We start from the raw sequence: 14,270 nt of genomic DNA, 5'->3' as shown, positions 1-14,270 counted from the left end.
GTCACCGGAAATTGAAATTCAACCCGCGGCCCTTTTCCAGCGCCTTCTGAAACACGGCGCGAGCAACGCTTAAATCTTGAATTGCCAGTCCCACGCTCTTAAAGAGCGTGATTTCGTCGTTGGATGTGCGTCCGTCAACTTTGCCAGAGACAACTTCCCCAAGCTCCCCGACGACCGCATTCCAGTTCCATTTACCCTCGTTTGCCGGAATGATGAAATCGCCGGCTTCCGCCTTGCAGGAAGCAACGTGGTCGCAGACGATGCGAGATCTGACCACCGTTTCGGTATCTATCTCGCGCATGTTCGCGGTGTGGCTGCCGATGCCGTTGATGTGCACCCCGGGCTTAAGCCAGTCGGCCGAAATTACAGGCTCGGCCGAGCTTGTCGCGAGAGTGAGAATGTCCGCTTCACGCGTAGCGGCTTCTGCGCTTTCCGCGACCGATGTTTGAATCCCCGTCAGCTTTAATATCCCCTCGGCGAATTGGTGTTTCATTTCCGGCGGATCCAAGCTGTGGACGATGCATTTTTGCAGCCCCTGCGCGGCGGCCGCAACCGCCCAGGCCTGCGTGCGCGCCTGTACGCCGGTTCCGAATACGACATGCACCTTCGAATCCGCGCGAGCCATGTGTTTTGTCGCGACGCCGCTCGCGCCGCCTGTGCGCATCGCCGTCAGAAATCCGCCTTCCATTATGCAAACCGGGTCGCCGGACGCTTTATCGAGAAGCACAATCGTTCCGAGCACGTTTGGAATACCGAACTTGGACGGATTTTCCTTGTAAACCGTGACGATTTTCGCACCGAGTGCGCCAAGATCGGGAATAAGCGCGGGCATGAAAAGGGCGAGACCGCCTTCGTCTTCAACCTTTATCGGGGTACGCGTCGGCATCACCGCCTTCCCCGCGGACAACGACGCGAACGCGGGTTCGAGAATTTCAATCGTCGTGTGCATGTCCAGAAGCTCCTGGACGTCTGTGCGCGAAAGAATCAGGGTCATCTTCCCCTCCGGCGAGATTGCGCGGGCGCTCGGCCCGCACGTGAATTATCGCAAACCTATCGGGATTGGTCAATCAACGGAGGACGCGTTACGGGGTAATGTTTCCAAATGAGATTTGAGCGGCAAAAACAGGACCGGGCTAGTTGGCGAAAGCCCCGGTTTCGGGTGCGTTGCCGCCGCCATGAGTTATCAAACCTATCCTTCCCGGCGGCCAAAATATAAACAGTGCACGTCCCTGGATGTTTTTTATCGGCAGGAAACCCCAGGCATGGCTGTCCTTTGAGTTGTTCCTGTTGTCGCCGAGCACAAATACGCTGTCGGAAGGAACAATTTGCTCTTCAAGGTAATAATCCGGCGGAGACTGAATATACGGCTCGTCAAGCGCCACGCCATTTACCCATACGGTACCATCGTGCACCGCAACCGTATCCCCCGGAAGCCCGATTACGCGCTTTATATAGTCTTTTTCAATTTGATTCGCTCCGGCTTCGGGCGGTGGATGAAAGATCACAACATCACCGCGCTTCAGTTCTCCGAATTTAAGTGAAAACGAAAGCTTATCGGCGATAAGCCGGTCGTGAACCAAAAGTGTCGGCTCCATTGACTTGCTGGGAATGTAAAATGCGGCCACAACGTAGCTTCTCAAGAAAAGCGCGATTAAAAGCGCCATTACCAATGTGGGTATCCAGTCGTATATTACGGCTTGGAAATGGCTCGGATAAAACGCAAGCTCTGCCCGGACTCCTTGGTCGCTTGAAATGCGGCAGATTCCCGGCCGCGAAGCGCTGACGATTTCCAGGGAATACTCACTTTGACCGGGCGGGAGGGTTACCGACCGGATGATTTCTTTTGCGGAAAAGCTGCCGCGCGAAATTTTCACAGTGTCGGGTTTGGAAAGTGGCGCAGGATAGGTTATCCGCATTCCGGACTTGCTTGTGCCATTGGAGCGGATGCGGCTGGGATTGAATTCCACCTTGGGCCGACTGCTCTGTTCCTTTGGTGCGCGCTTTTTAAACATGGCTGACTATTGCGCCTTCGGCTCCCGCCTGCGTTCCTTGAGCGATGTCGCCTTTCCTACTCTGTCCCGAAGGTAGTAAAGCTTGGAGCGCCTTACCCTGGAATGTCTGAGCACTTCAATTTTGGAAACCTTTCGAGAATGAAGAAACCAAGTTTTTTCGACGCCGATTCCGCTGGAAAGTTTGCGAACGGTGACGGTGCGCGAAAGGCCTTTGCCGTGAATCCTTATAACGGTGCCTTCAAAAACCTGGACGCGCTCGATCTTTTCTTCCTTCTTTTCCTTTCCTTTTGCGGCTATCCTGTGGATCTTCTTAAGACCGGCGGCCGCGCCCGGCGCTTCTTCATAAATATTCACGTGAACGCGTACGATATCGCCGGGAACGATATCCGGCAACTCATCCTTGCTCAAGCCCTCGTCATAGGCCTTGAGCTTGTGATACCACTTTTCCTTGCTGTGATCCAACACCTTGTCAACCATCGCACACCTCGTTTGCCGCAATGCGGCAATTGAAATAATCCGACGCACTTAGGCGCCTATGAGTTCACTTCCGGCCGCAAAAATCTGCGGCAATACTTTTCCCACAGGTCGGGGCGCTTGATTCTCGTGACCCGCAACGACTGCCAACGCCTCCACCTTTCAACGGTCGCTTTGTTCCCGGTCAACAAAATTTCGGGAACCCGCCATCCTCGAAAGTTCTCCGGCCTCGTGTAGTTCGGGAAGTCAAGCAAGCCGTTGGAAAAACTTTCCGACTCATGGCTTCCTTCATTTCCAAGTGCTCCCGGTATTTTCCTCGCAATCGCGTCCACAAGAGCCATTGCGGGAAGCTCTCCGCCGGACAGAATGTAATCTCCAAAGGAAATTTCCTTGTCAACGAGCACATCGAGTACCCGCTGGTCGATTCCCTCGTAGCGTCCTGCAATCAGCACCAGGCATTCCTTACCGGCAAGTTCGTCCACAAGTCTCTGGTTCATCAGTTCCCCTTGCGGGGATAGGTAAACCACATACGGCTTGCAGCCCGACTTCTGGTATACATCTTCGACGGCTGCAAATACCGGTTCGGGCAGGAATACCATACCCGGCCCGCCTCCGAACGGCGAGTCGTCCACGCTGCGGTGGGAGTCCGTAGTGTAATTCCTGAGATCTACAGATTCAAAGTGCAGCTTCCCGGCTTCGATGGCGCGCCGGACGATTCCGAATTTTCCGACCTGTTCGGTCAGCCCGGGAAAGATTGTAACGATGTAAATCTTCATTTTAGGGCTCTTGGGACTAATTGCCGACGTAGTCGGTCACCACCAGTCTGCCCCCGGGCAGATCGACATCGATTACAGCATCCCCGGAGAACGCCAAAAGTATTTCGCCGCGGACGCCTTGGATTTGAAGAACAGCGCCGGCTGCCGTGAAAAACACGTCTTGCACGAACCCAAGCTCGGCCCCGCTTTCATTGACGGTGCAGAGTCCCACCAACTGCCATGGAAAAAACTCGCCATTCGAGCGGGGAGGCACAAGCGACGCCGGCGCTTCCACCAGCCATCCAGACATACCGGAAGCGACATTTCGATTAGGAACGCTTGGCGTGCTTAACAAAAAGTCGGTTCCGCGAAGCGACACTTTTGGATGGCGAACGATGACCGCCTCGCCTGTAATCTCGTCGCTAAGAATGAAGTAAGCGTAGCCCTGAAGCGTGGCCGGTCTGTCCGTCACATATTCGCACTTCAATGTACCACGGACCCCGTGAGCCCCTTTCACACGGCCCAATACAACAAGCATGTCAACTCAAAAGCTCTACGGTGATCCGCTTGTTTTCCCGCCCAGCGGCCGCCTTGACCAGCGTTCGAAGGGCATTGATGATCCTGCCTTCACGGCCGATCACCTTTCCGATGTCGTTTTCGTTCACCCGGAGTTCCAGGATCGCAGCGCGTTCACCTTCGACTTCACGAACGCTGATCTCGTCCGGGTTGTCAACGATCTTGCTTACCAGCGCAATCAGAAGTTCCTTGTAATCGGTCATCGAAATTCCTCCTTGTACCGTGCGCGTAACTAGGATGCAGCTTCGGCCTTGCGGGCCTTGCCGGTTTTAGTACCGGGAAGGTACTTAGCGGCAATGGGGACGTCGGTGTGGTTCTTGATAAGCCGAGCGACCGTTTCGGTAGGTTCCGCGCCGTGCTCGAGCCACCAGCGGATGCGCTCGGAGTTGAGCTTAACTTCCTCCGGATCTGCATGAGGATTAAGGAAACCGACTTCCTCCAGATACTTCCCTTGGCGCGGCGAGCGTTGCTCCTTCGCGACAACGCGGAAGTACGACTGCTTCTTCTTGCCTACCCTAAACAGCCTCAGCTTGACAGCCATTTCCTAAAAACCTGCCTATGAATGACATGACACGCCGCAAGTCCGGCAAACACCTCTTGCCCGACGTGAGCCTTACATTATACATCCGAGGAAAACAAATGTAAATAGCAAGGATTCAGAAGAAGCTCTATCCTTTTCATTAAGACGGATTTGAGGGTTCATCGAGCCGAAGCCTATTATATTGCCGTCGGATTACTGTCTCGCCCGAATACCGTGTTGATTGAAATGCGGATCTTTAGACGACGCGCGGAACTTGCACCGGCGGCCAACCGCAGCATTTTTTCCTTGCGGCTTTGCCCCGTCCCGTTCAATTGCCTTTTTTGACAGCAGTGGAAAGCTGCGCATTACTTGCCGTTGCCCGATACTATTTACGAGTGGCTGATGCCGCCCGCATCGGTCTCGGATTTCAATTTTAAAGTTCAAACGCCGGAGGTGGATGCCGCGCCGGCAAGTAAATCGCGCAGCCAGGTGCACCAATCTTCCATCCCCTCTCCAGTTTTGGTGGAAAGTGGAAAAACTGGCGCTTCGGGATTGAGAAGCTGCAGGTGAGCGATCACGTCCGCAAGGTCGAAATCCAAGTATTCCAGCAGGTCGGTTTTCGTTATCACGCTCGCGCTTGCCTGCCGGAATACGCGCGGATACTTTTCCACCTTGTCGCCGCCTTCGGTTGTGGAAAGCACCGCGATGCGGTAGTCCTCGCCGAGATCGAACCCGCCCGGACATACGAGATTGCCTACGTTCTCAATGAATAAACAGTCCAGCGCGTCCTTGTCGAACTCCTGCAGCGACTCGCGGATCATGTGCGCCGTCAGGTGGCAGCTGCCTTCGGTATTCAGCTGGACGACGGGTACGCCGCGGGCCGCCAGTCTGTCGGCATCCCGCGTCGTGAAAAGGTCGCCGACGATTGCGCCGAACCGCCACTCGCCTCCCATCCGGTCGAGCGTTCTTTCGAGCAGGCTGGTCTTGCCGCTTCCCGGGCTGCTCATCAGATTTAGCGCCACGACGCGGTAATCCGCCAGCATCTGCCGCACTTCGGTTGCGACGAGGTCGTTTTCCTCATTCACAGCACGCATAACCTTAACCGTAACCATCCGCACCTCCGCTAACAGGGCATTCGAGCAGGAAGAGAATACTACGACGATTACTCGCCTTCGACCTCGGACAGATAAAACTCGTTCCCGCCATCCACCCGTACATTCAAGCTACCACATTTCGGGCAGACAGGCCAGTAGTCCCGGGTTTCGAATGGCGCGCCGCATTCCCGGCAAACCGCCGGCGCGGGTTTTTGTTCGATTACCATTAGTGCTTCAAGCAGATCGCCCGCCTTTTGGTGCATATCAAAGGCGAATCGAAGAGCTTCGATGTTCACGCCGCTCACCGCGCCGACGACTACGGTGAATCGGGCCACTTTCGCGATTCCGTTTTCCGCAGCCGCGGATTTGACGTGAGAAACGATGTTTTCCATCAGGCTGAATTCGTGCATTTTCCCAGCCCGCGGAGCGCGCTACGCGTTCGCGGCCTCCGAGAGCGCGCCAAGTACTTCCTTCACCATCGCGCACGCGTATTCGCACTGCTCGCGAGATACATCGAGATGCAGGACCAGCCGGATGCGCACCGGACTTATCGTGAGACAACGAACGCCGCGCCGCTCAAGCGCCTGCCGGATGATTTCGGGATCGTACACGCCTTTTGCAAACTCCACTATCAGAATGTTTGTATCGGGTTCGATCGGAAATACACCGCGAAACTCGGAAAATGCAGCGTGCAGCATTTTCGCATGCTCGTGATCTTCCGCAAGCCGCGCTATGTTGTGGTCTAGGGCATACAGCCCCGCGCCCGCAAGAATCCCTGCCTGGCGCATACCTCCGCCGAGATATTTTCGGATGCGGTGCGCGTACGCGATGTGGTCGCGCGATCCCGCGATCAGAGATCCGACAGGGCATCCGAGCCCTTTCGACAGGCAGACGCTTACCGTATCTCCGGGCTTTGCAAGTTCGTCCAGAGCGATTCCGGTCGCGACATGCGCGTTCCACAGCCTCGCGCCGTCCAAGTGAAGCGCCGAGCCGCGCAAGTTGCAAACTTCTTTAACGGCAATTATTTCATTTTGGGGTAGGATTGCGCCTCCAGCGCGGTTGTGCGTGTTTTCAAGCTCGACCAGCGATGTCCGGGGAAAGTGGCTGTTTGAAGCGTCGTTCATGGCAGCGGCGACTTCGTCCGCAGTGATCAACCCGTGCTTGCCTGCAATCGTCTTGCAGATGATGTGCGAAACCGCCGCCGGCGCGCCGCCCTCGTAATTCAGGATATGGCATCCGGCTTCGCAAATCACCGCGTCGCCGGGCCTGGTGTGTACTTTCAGTGCGATTTGGTTGGCCATTGTGCCGCTCGGAACGAAAAGTGCGGCTTCTTTGCCCAAAAGCTCGGCCACGCGCTCCTGAAGCCGAAGCACCGTCGGGTCGTCGCCCAGAACGTCGTCGCCCAGCGGCGCCTTCATCATCGCTTCGTACATCGCGGGCGACGGGCGCGTCACTGTGTCACTTCGCAAGTCCACCGGCCGTCCGCCGGGAGGATTGTTTGGAATCATATTGCTCACCGGGGAATTGTACCTCTCTCATAGGACAATACAATAATCTGCTATATTGGATTCCCATTAACGAAAGGAGAATGCGATGAATGAAATCGAGCATATCGAGATACCGACGTCGGATATCAAGGGCAGCATGGAGTTTTATTCGGCTGCGTTCGGATGGAAATGCCGCGAAGTGGAGGGGATGAACTACGGATTTTTCAATCCGGAAGGCGGCCCGGCAGGAGGTTTCGATCCCACCGCGATGCCCGGAAGCGGAATTACGCCGTACATCCACGTGGAAGACATCGAAGCTACGCTGGTCAAAATCGAGAATCTCGGCGGCTCGGTCGTGACGCCCAAAACCGCGATAGGCGGAGATATGGGTTTCTTCGCTTTATTCCACGATCCGCAAGGAAACAGGCTTGGCCTTTGGTCCAAAACATAACGCCAGTTTTTGGATGCCGGCTTTTTTTGCCGGTTCCAAAGCCGAGCGCCAATTAAAATGCACGGGCATTTCAGTTACCGCCTCCGCCTCGGCCCCTTGGGGATGTTCGTGATCGGCACCGCGGCCGCCGACGATCCGCCCTCTTCTTCCTTGCCATGGCAGTTCTTGTATTTCTTGCCGCTCCCGCAGGGGCATGGGTCATTGCGTCCAACCTTTTCCACCTTGCGCCGGAAGGTGCGCTGGCGGCCCTGGACGCCCGCCTCGCCGCTGGAATATCCGGCGATGTTGTAGGCGCTCTTTTTCTCTTGTTCAGGCTCCCTAACCCGAACCCGGAAGATCTTGCTTACGACGTCCTTTTGAATCGTCGCTTTGAGCGTCTCGTAATGGTCAAACGCTTCCTTCGCATATACGGCGACGGGATCCTCCTGGCCGTATACCCGAAGTCCAATCCCTTCGCGCAGATGGTCCATCACATTCAAATGATCGATCCAGTGTTCGTCGATGCTGCGCAACGTCAAGTATCGCTCGAGTTCGCGCATAATTTCCTTGCCGATTTCAAGCTCTTTGGCTTCATATATGTCATTGGCAAGGTTGCAAAGAAGCGCGACCAACTCGTCGGCCGATTTGTCCTTTAGTTCATCCGCGTGGAAACTGTCCGGCACGGGAATAGTCAGATTCAATTCACGCCAAAGGCCTTCAATGTCTATCAATTCCTTTCCGCGTTCTGACTGGTGGATGTTCGAATAAACCACGTCGGTTATGGCGCTCTCTATGAAGCCTACAACCTGTTCACGCATGTCCGCGCCTTTCAGGATGTTTTCGCGGTCGGTGTAAATGACGCTTCGTTGCTTGTTCATCACGTCGTCGTACTGGAGTACGTGGCGGCGGATGTCAAAGTTGCGGGCCTCCACCTTCTTTTGGGCGCGTTCGATGCTCATCGTGACGATGCCGGCTTCTATAGGCTGATCTTCGGGAACATTCAGGCGGTCCATCCAGCCCTGAAGCCGGTCCATCCCGTATAGGCGCATAAGGTCATCTTCCAGGGAAAGGAAAAAGCGGCTCTCGCCTGGATCGCCTTGCCGTCCCGAACGGCCGCGCAGCTGATTGTCGATGCGCCTTGATTCATGGCGCTCCGTTCCGAGGATATAAAGACCTCCGGCATTTATAACGACTTCGCGCCCATGCCTGCATTCTTCTTCGTATTTTTTTGACAGCGCCTCGACTTCCGCTTCGTTTTCGGGAGCCATTGGATCAAGCCCGCGCTTGAACAAGTCGTATCGCGCGAGGAACTTCGCGTTGCCGCCGAGCACTATGTCGGTGCCGCGGCCGGCCATATTCGTTGCAATGGTCACCGCGCCTGCTCGACCAGCCTGCGCCACTATGTACGCTTCCTTTTCGTGAAATTTGGCATTCAATACTTCATGTGGGATTCGCTTCGCCGCCAGATATTTTGCCAATTTTTCGCTGTTCTCGATGGTTATCGTGCCCACCAAAACCGGCTGTTTTTTGGCGTGGCATTCCTCAATTTGCTTGATTATCGCCTCGTATTTTGCTTTTTCCGTTTTATAGATAACGTCGTTGTGGTCTTTGCGGATCATCGGCATGTTGGTCGGAATGACGACGACGTCGAATCCGTAAATCTTTTTGAATTCCTCCTCTTCGGTCTTAGCAGTGCCGGTCATTCCCGCCAGCTTGTGGTAAAGGCGGAAATAGTTTTGCAATGTAATCGTTGCCAGAGTCTGTGATTCGCCGGCGACCTTGACGCCTTCTTTGGCTTCGATGGCCTGGTGAAGCCCGTCCGAATAACGGCGGCCGAACATCAGGCGGCCGGTGAACTCGTCCACGATTATCACCTGGCCGTCCTTAACGATGTAATCCTTGTCGCGTCCGAACAGTGCATGCGCGCGTAGAGATTGCTGAACCGCGTGCGCGAGATCCTTGTGGTCGAAGTCGTACAGGTTGTCGATGCCGAGCATCGCTTCCACGTTTTTTTGACCTCGACTTGTCAACGCTACGGTTTTCCCTTTTTCATCATACTCGTAGTCCCAACTGACTTCTGAATCGTCCCGATGCTTTTTGGATTCAAGCTGTTCGAAAATGTCCTTGGGCCTGTCTTCGCCGGTAATGTTCTTCGGCTTGAGCCGCCGGACGATGGAATCTACGCGGGAATAAATCGAAACGTCCTCGTTCGAGCTGCCGGAAATGATAAGAGGGGTGCGCGCTTCGTCTATAAGTATGCTGTCCACCTCGTCCACGATTCCATAGACGAGGTCGCGTTGCACCTTGTCCTCCGCCCGCATCACCATATGGTCGCGGAGGTAGTCGAACCCGAACTCGTTGTTCGTACCGTAGGTTATGTCGCAGCGGTACGCGTTGTATCGCTCTTTCTTGTTCTGGTCGTGCAGGATGCAGCCTACCGTAAGCCCCATCATTTCGTAAATTGGACGCTTCCACTCCGCATCGCGGCGGGCCAAGTAGTCGTTGACCGTGATCACATGCACACCGAGGCCGGTCATTCCGTTCAGCGTCGCGGCGAGCGTCGCGACGAGAGTTTTGCCTTCCCCGGTCTTCATCTCCGCAATGCGGCCTTCGTGAAGGACTATGCCGCCGATCAACTGCACGTCGAAGTGGCGCATGTTCAGGGTGCGGACGGCGCACTCCCTGGTAAGTGCGAAAACCTCCGTCAAATGCGAGCCAAGTATCCTGTCGAGTTTGTTGTGTTCCGTCTTGTACCTGGGATCCTCTTTTGAAACAAACAATGCGAGCTTCGAAACCTCTGCCCTGATTGCATCCCTTATTTCAGACGCCCGCGCCGTGATTTGCTGGTCGGTCATCTGTTTGATTTTGGATTCAAGCGCGTTAATCGGCTCGACCTGCTTTCGCAAGCGGGCGATTTCCCGTTTGTTGGTATCAAAAATAGCGCCGATTATGTCAACCATTCATTCACCATTGCGCCGAGCGAACAAACCGGAGCCAACCTTCTCCGCTTCAGGCACAAACAATTAGTTTACCATTGCGGCAGTAGGCGGGCAATTCCAAATTGCTGGGCCAATTTGCGCTTATAGCGGAAGCGGGTTAATGCCACTGCGGGTTCTGGAATTGTTTTTGAATTCAGTGAGTGCCGTGAGGGGGCTCGCCGACGTGTATATCGCCCCAGTCCACCCGTCCTTCGCGCCTGGGCCACTTGATTCCGGGTTCGTCGCCGTAACCGATTAAGACGCAGCCAATCAGCCGCCTAGTTTCGCCGAAAAACTCGTCCACACTTTCACGAATCAATTGTTGCGCCGCCATATACAGGCTTGCCAGGCCTTCCGCGGTTGCCGCAAGCAGAATGTTTTGCGCCGCCATTCCGCAACTCACTGTTCCCCACTCCCCGCCGTCGTCCTTGTCGCTGTAAATCACGATTGCGGCGGGAGCATTTCCCAGGTTGAGGTAGAACGGCGCGCGGAGCTTGACACCCTCTTCTCCATAAATTTCCTCGATTTTGGGTTTCAACTTATCCCAGATCGGCCTGCAAAGGATGGCGAACTCGTCCATTTTTCGTCCAGTCAGAACGTGAAAAAACCACGGTTGCCGGTTGAGTGCAGACGGCGCCCAAAGCCCGGCTTCGACAATACGGTCGAGCGCCTCCACCGGAACCGGCTCGGGCAAAAATTTGCGCACACTGCGGCGCGCAAATAGCACCTTATAAAATGCGTCGGAGTTTAAATTCATTTCGGTCATCCTTGCACCTCGATTCGATTGTAGCCCAGCATGCCGGAACCTGCGAAGCGGAAAATGCCTTAAACCTGAACTTCATTGGTTCGTGTGGTAATATTTGCCCGGCTTCCGGTTTTGCCGGCAGCCGCATGGCGTATGACAGAAAAACGCTTTTCACCAGAGACCGTTCCTGCAAACCTTGTAACGATTTCCGATTTGGACGATTCCGCGTTGTTTCTTCTAATTCGAGAGTCGCGCGCGGCTTTTGGTTGGCTGACAGAGCGAAGTTTGGCTCCTTTCAAATCGCCATTTGCAGAGCTTTTGCGCGGCGCAATCGTTCACCTTGCGTTTTTCGAGCCTTCCACAAGAACGCGGGTCAGTTTCGAAACAGCTTCGCTGCTGTTAGGCGCGCAAGTCATCAATTTCGGCGGCGATTCCACAAGCGTAGTCAAGGGCGAATCGCTGGAGGACACCGCCGCCACGCTTGGGGCGATGAATCCAAGCGTTTTCATCGCAAGGCATCCTCATACCGGGGCGGCTGCAAAGCTTGCGGCGTACCTGGAATGCCCGGTCGTAAATGCAGGGGACGGACGCGGACACCATCCGACGCAGGCTCTGCTGGATGCGGCGACGGTGAATCTTTACAAGCCCATTTGGAAAGAAAGTCGCCATGTCGCCGTGAATCCCGGCAGATTTACCAGAATTTTTAACACTCATCGCGGGGCAAAAACGATAGGTCGGCAGGCCGGCAAGCAGCAGGCGTTTTCACCCCTGAAAATACTGATTTGCGGGGATGTCAAGAACTCGCGCGTCGCGCGCAGCAATGCCGAAATTTGGACAAGGCTCGGGCACGATGTCACGCTCGCCGGGCCGCCCCAGCTTTTGCCTTGCGGATCACCATATCCGGGTGTCAAGCTTTCCGAAGTATTCGACGAGCATTTGGAGTCTGCCGATGTTGTGATGATGCTCCGAATTCAAAAAGAGCGGATTGCCGGCGGAGCGGCTGGTTTACGGGATTTCAGATCGGCTTACGGTCTGACGCGCGGAAGATTGACGCGACTCAAGAAGGATGCGTTAATCCTGCACCCCGGCCCATGCAACCGCGGGATTGAAATAGACTGCTCGGTTTTTGAGGATGGACGTTGCGTTATTCGCGGACAGGTCCGAATGGGTGTAGCCGTTCGAATGGCTGTGTTGGCGATGCTGCTTGGAAAACTTGAATAATCTTTAACGCGAGATATAAACTGTTTTGACTATTGCGGAAATAAACGAACTCATCAAATCAATGTCAATCGAAAATGCGAGCGAAGCGTTAAGGGCGGCTTGCAGGATTCGCCTTTTTGCGAAATCGCTTCACGGGCAAGGTGAACCCGGCGATATTTCAGGAATCGTCGAGTATCTTTGCGCTGCGCTCAAGTCCGACATTCCGGCCGCGGCGTCCATCGCGGCTGAAGCGTTAGGCGAACTGGGCCAATTGGCGGCGGATTCCGTCGCGGCGCTGATTGTTGCTATGGAATGCAATTGCGCAGAAACAAGATGGTCAGCCGCCGAAGCGCTGGGCAAAATCGCGCCGCAAAACGAAGCCGCTGTCGTTGCGCTTACAAATGCGCTTGCCGATGAAAATCGCACGGTAAGAATCGCGGCGGCATGGTCGCTGAAAAAGCTGGGTTCATTCGCCCAAGCTGCGGTCCCTGAATTGACAAAAGCGGCTCAATCCAACGATTCGATGTTTCAAAGAAGAGCCATTCGCGCTCTGGGACGGATCGGAGGCTGCGCTGTTTCCGCATTGCCAATACTCAGGACTATGCTTTCAGATGCGGAAAGAGCGGAGGGACGCGACGGCGAATTGTTGCGCCACGTACTCGAAATTGCGATTCACGAACTGGATGAAACAGCGGATTGAGCAATTCAGCGTATCTCGAAGTAGGTAAGACCGGCGCTGGTGATGACCAAATCGAGGGCAAAGTCGAAAGGAACCTTGTTAAGGTCTATCGTAATCAGGCCTTCGCCGAAACCCGAAAATCCGCCCGCGCCGCCGCCGGTGCCGATTCCCTGGCCGCCCCCGCCGCCCGCCGCTCCGCCAGAAACAGGAGGTCTATCGGTGCCTGTCGGCTCTTGATTCCAGTAGGGATCCAAAATAATGCTTATATTGCCGAGCAGCGACAAATACGCCAGTACCCCTTCGATGCTCGCTCCCCTCAGATGAAGCGTAACCAGAGCGTCGCTGTATTTGTATTTACGCTCGAATTCGGGCAATTCGTAATCGCCGTAATTCTTCGGTGCGGCGGACATTGCGGGAAATTCGTCGTCGGGAGCCTTTCCGCCGCCCTTCATCGCACGCAGCCCGGTAATCGCCGCAACCACGCTTGAATTATTCGGAAATGCCCTTGATGCACCGACCGTGTTTATGCTGAAACCGTCCGCAATGCCGGATAGCCTGATTGTCGCTTGGGTGTAATCACCATCCGGCTTGAGCAAAAGCTCGGACATGACCGCGCCTCCGAGCTTGTGCAATTGGGGGGATTGCACCTTTATTCCGCTCAGTCTGAAAGTGATTTCGGTGAGACTTCTTTGCAGATTTGAATAGCCCCCGGAGCGGAACGAAACCGACTCGACGCCATATTCACTGGAAAAAACCCAGTCTTTGCCGGGATTCGGCTCCCAGTCGAATTTCTCGGCGCGCGATACTTGCCCCAGGGAGATAGTAGCAAATAGAATCAGGAAGAAAACAACCGCTCGCATAGCCGGCCTCCGCGATTCCGCCGCTGGCGGAACGTCGCGATAGATTGTACCAGTTGGATTTTGTTCCAATCGGCTTTTATATCGCCGCAAGAGCCGATTCCAGCTGCGATTCCTGCACGAAAACCGCATCCGGTACCTTCGCTTTGACCTTTTCGAGTCCATCCGGCTTGCCGCCGACGAAGATTATCGGCAAGTGCTTGGTCGCTTTCAGATGCCTAATCGCGTGGGCGGTTTCCGCTCCGTGAGACGGCAGTTTGGTAAGGTAAATAACCACTACGTCGGGAAGTTTGGCTTTTATGGCGGAGACGGCGCGGGCGCCGTCTTCGAATTCGTATTCCACTTCCCACTTTTCGGGGTCATACTTGGCAGCAAGCTCGTTTGCCTCGGATTCGTCCCAATGCACCAAATACAGTTTCTTGCTCATCTGGCCAAACTTCCTGGCAACGTTTTATTCATCCAT

The 14,270-nt window shown here is 54.9% G+C and carries 17 protein-coding genes; 3 read left to right on the top strand and 14 right to left on the bottom strand.

Annotated elements, in window-relative coordinates; all coding sequences use genetic code 11:
* Position 1 precedes the first annotated feature (1 nt).
* The 10 genes from HRF49_06350 to HRF49_06305 form a co-directional block, all read right to left on the bottom strand.
* Positions 2-994 carry an ornithine cyclodeaminase family protein gene (locus tag HRF49_06350; GenBank protein MEP0814271.1) on the bottom strand — a complete coding sequence of 331 codons (993 nt, stop codon included), beginning with the start codon at positions 992-994 and terminating at the stop codon, positions 2-4.
* A 139-nt stretch (positions 995-1,133) separates the two neighbouring features.
* Positions 1,134-1,916 carry a signal peptidase I gene (gene lepB / locus HRF49_06345; GenBank protein MEP0814270.1) on the bottom strand — a complete coding sequence of 261 codons (783 nt, stop codon included), beginning with the start codon at positions 1,914-1,916 and terminating at the stop codon, positions 1,134-1,136.
* A gap of 102 nt (positions 1,917-2,018) precedes the next feature.
* Complete coding sequence (gene rplS, locus HRF49_06340; protein ID MEP0814269.1) at positions 2,019-2,489, bottom strand: 50S ribosomal protein L19; 471 nt, start codon at positions 2,487-2,489, stop codon at positions 2,019-2,021.
* A gap of 56 nt (positions 2,490-2,545) precedes the next feature.
* A complete protein-coding gene (gene trmD / locus HRF49_06335) occupies positions 2,546-3,262 on the bottom strand; it encodes a tRNA (guanosine(37)-N1)-methyltransferase TrmD (protein ID MEP0814268.1) in 717 nt (238 codons plus the stop codon).
* A gap of 16 nt (positions 3,263-3,278) precedes the next feature.
* Entirely contained in the window at positions 3,279-3,779 is a 501-nt protein-coding gene (rimM, locus tag HRF49_06330; GenBank protein MEP0814267.1) for a 16S rRNA processing protein RimM, read from the bottom strand.
* Between the two features lies 1 nt (position 3,780).
* Complete coding sequence (locus tag HRF49_06325; GenBank protein MEP0814266.1) at positions 3,781-4,020, bottom strand: KH domain-containing protein; 240 nt, start codon at positions 4,018-4,020, stop codon at positions 3,781-3,783.
* A gap of 29 nt (positions 4,021-4,049) precedes the next feature.
* Positions 4,050-4,358, bottom strand: coding sequence for a 30S ribosomal protein S16 (gene rpsP, locus HRF49_06320; protein ID MEP0814265.1), 309 nt, complete (start codon positions 4,356-4,358; stop codon positions 4,050-4,052).
* Positions 4,359-4,777: 419 nt separating this feature from the next.
* Positions 4,778-5,449, bottom strand: coding sequence for a hydrogenase nickel incorporation protein HypB (gene hypB, locus HRF49_06315; protein MEP0814264.1), 672 nt, complete (start codon positions 5,447-5,449; stop codon positions 4,778-4,780).
* Positions 5,450-5,499: 50 nt separating this feature from the next.
* Positions 5,500-5,841: a hydrogenase maturation nickel metallochaperone HypA gene (locus HRF49_06310; GenBank protein MEP0814263.1), complete on the bottom strand. Its 342-nt coding sequence runs from the start codon at positions 5,839-5,841 to the stop codon at positions 5,500-5,502.
* A gap of 21 nt (positions 5,842-5,862) precedes the next feature.
* Positions 5,863-6,939 carry a low specificity L-threonine aldolase gene (locus HRF49_06305; GenBank protein ID MEP0814262.1) on the bottom strand — a complete coding sequence of 359 codons (1,077 nt, stop codon included), beginning with the start codon at positions 6,937-6,939 and terminating at the stop codon, positions 5,863-5,865.
* 85 nt (positions 6,940-7,024) lie between these two features.
* Here HRF49_06305 and HRF49_06300 point away from each other — a divergent pair, with 85 nt between their 5' ends.
* Positions 7,025-7,369 (top strand): VOC family protein, encoded by a 345-nt coding sequence (locus tag HRF49_06300; protein MEP0814261.1) that lies wholly within the window; start codon positions 7,025-7,027, stop codon positions 7,367-7,369.
* Between the two features lie 74 nt (positions 7,370-7,443).
* On the opposite strand, the gene secA is transcribed toward HRF49_06300, so the two are convergent.
* The gene (gene secA, locus HRF49_06295) at positions 7,444-10,308 is read right to left on the bottom strand and encodes a preprotein translocase subunit SecA (GenBank protein MEP0814260.1); all 2,865 of its coding nucleotides are present in this window, start codon (positions 10,306-10,308) and stop codon (positions 7,444-7,446) included.
* Between the two features lie 172 nt (positions 10,309-10,480).
* Positions 10,481-11,032, bottom strand: coding sequence for a nitroreductase (locus tag HRF49_06290; GenBank protein ID MEP0814259.1), 552 nt, complete (start codon positions 11,030-11,032; stop codon positions 10,481-10,483).
* 192 nt (positions 11,033-11,224) lie between these two features.
* Here HRF49_06290 and HRF49_06285 point away from each other — a divergent pair, with 192 nt between their 5' ends.
* Both HRF49_06285 and HRF49_06280 read left to right on the top strand, forming a co-directional pair.
* Entirely contained in the window at positions 11,225-12,292 is a 1,068-nt protein-coding gene (locus tag HRF49_06285) for an aspartate carbamoyltransferase catalytic subunit (GenBank protein MEP0814258.1), read from the top strand.
* A 25-nt stretch (positions 12,293-12,317) separates the two neighbouring features.
* Entirely contained in the window at positions 12,318-12,971 is a 654-nt protein-coding gene (locus HRF49_06280; protein MEP0814257.1) for a HEAT repeat domain-containing protein, read from the top strand.
* A gap of 5 nt (positions 12,972-12,976) precedes the next feature.
* Here HRF49_06280 and HRF49_06275 read toward each other — a convergent pair whose 3' ends face one another.
* Together HRF49_06275 and HRF49_06270 are read right to left on the bottom strand one after the other, a co-directional pair.
* Entirely contained in the window at positions 12,977-13,810 is an 834-nt protein-coding gene (locus HRF49_06275; GenBank protein MEP0814256.1) for a hypothetical protein, read from the bottom strand.
* Between the two features lie 76 nt (positions 13,811-13,886).
* Positions 13,887-14,234, bottom strand: coding sequence for a hypothetical protein (locus tag HRF49_06270; protein MEP0814255.1), 348 nt, complete (start codon positions 14,232-14,234; stop codon positions 13,887-13,889).
* Positions 14,235-14,270 lie beyond the last annotated feature (36 nt).

The organism is bacterium (genome assembly GCA_039961635.1).
In the GTDB taxonomy this organism is placed as follows: Bacteria; 4484-113; 4484-113; order JAGGVC01; family JAGGVC01; genus JABRWB01.
Note: the sequence above shows the minus strand (reverse complement) of the source record. Positions and strands in the feature narration are given on the sequence as shown.

What these genes read in the sequence shown, in the direction of transcription:
- HRF49_06350 (MEP0814271.1), bottom strand. Translation starts at nt 994, where the DNA reads ATGACCCTGATTCTTTCGCGCACAGACGTCCAGGAGCTTCTGGACATG.
- lepB (MEP0814270.1), bottom strand. Translation starts at nt 1,916, where the DNA reads ATGCGGATAACCTATCCTGCGCCACTTTCCAAACCCGACACTGTGAAA.
- rplS (MEP0814269.1), bottom strand. Translation starts at nt 2,489, where the DNA reads ATGGTTGACAAGGTGTTGGATCACAGCAAGGAAAAGTGGTATCACAAG.
- trmD (MEP0814268.1), bottom strand. Translation starts at nt 3,262, where the DNA reads ATGAAGATTTACATCGTTACAATCTTTCCCGGGCTGACCGAACAGGTC.
- rimM (MEP0814267.1), bottom strand. Translation starts at nt 3,779, where the DNA reads ATGCTTGTTGTATTGGGCCGTGTGAAAGGGGCTCACGGGGTCCGTGGT.
- HRF49_06325 (MEP0814266.1), bottom strand. Translation starts at nt 4,020, where the DNA reads ATGACCGATTACAAGGAACTTCTGATTGCGCTGGTAAGCAAGATCGTT.
- rpsP (MEP0814265.1), bottom strand. Translation starts at nt 4,358, where the DNA reads ATGGCTGTCAAGCTGAGGCTGTTTAGGGTAGGCAAGAAGAAGCAGTCG.
- hypB (MEP0814264.1), bottom strand. Translation starts at nt 5,449, where the DNA reads ATGGTTACGGTTAAGGTTATGCGTGCTGTGAATGAGGAAAACGACCTC.
- HRF49_06310 (MEP0814263.1), bottom strand. Translation starts at nt 5,841, where the DNA reads ATGCACGAATTCAGCCTGATGGAAAACATCGTTTCTCACGTCAAATCC.
- HRF49_06305 (MEP0814262.1), bottom strand. Translation starts at nt 6,939, where the DNA reads ATGATTCCAAACAATCCTCCCGGCGGACGGCCGGTGGACTTGCGAAGT.
- HRF49_06300 (MEP0814261.1), top strand. Translation starts at nt 7,025, where the DNA reads ATGAATGAAATCGAGCATATCGAGATACCGACGTCGGATATCAAGGGC.
- secA (MEP0814260.1), bottom strand. Translation starts at nt 10,308, where the DNA reads ATGGTTGACATAATCGGCGCTATTTTTGATACCAACAAACGGGAAATC.
- HRF49_06285 (MEP0814258.1), top strand. Translation starts at nt 11,225, where the DNA reads ATGACAGAAAAACGCTTTTCACCAGAGACCGTTCCTGCAAACCTTGTA.
- HRF49_06275 (MEP0814256.1), bottom strand. Translation starts at nt 13,810, where the DNA reads ATGCGAGCGGTTGTTTTCTTCCTGATTCTATTTGCTACTATCTCCCTG.
- HRF49_06270 (MEP0814255.1), bottom strand. Translation starts at nt 14,234, where the DNA reads ATGAGCAAGAAACTGTATTTGGTGCATTGGGACGAATCCGAGGCAAAC.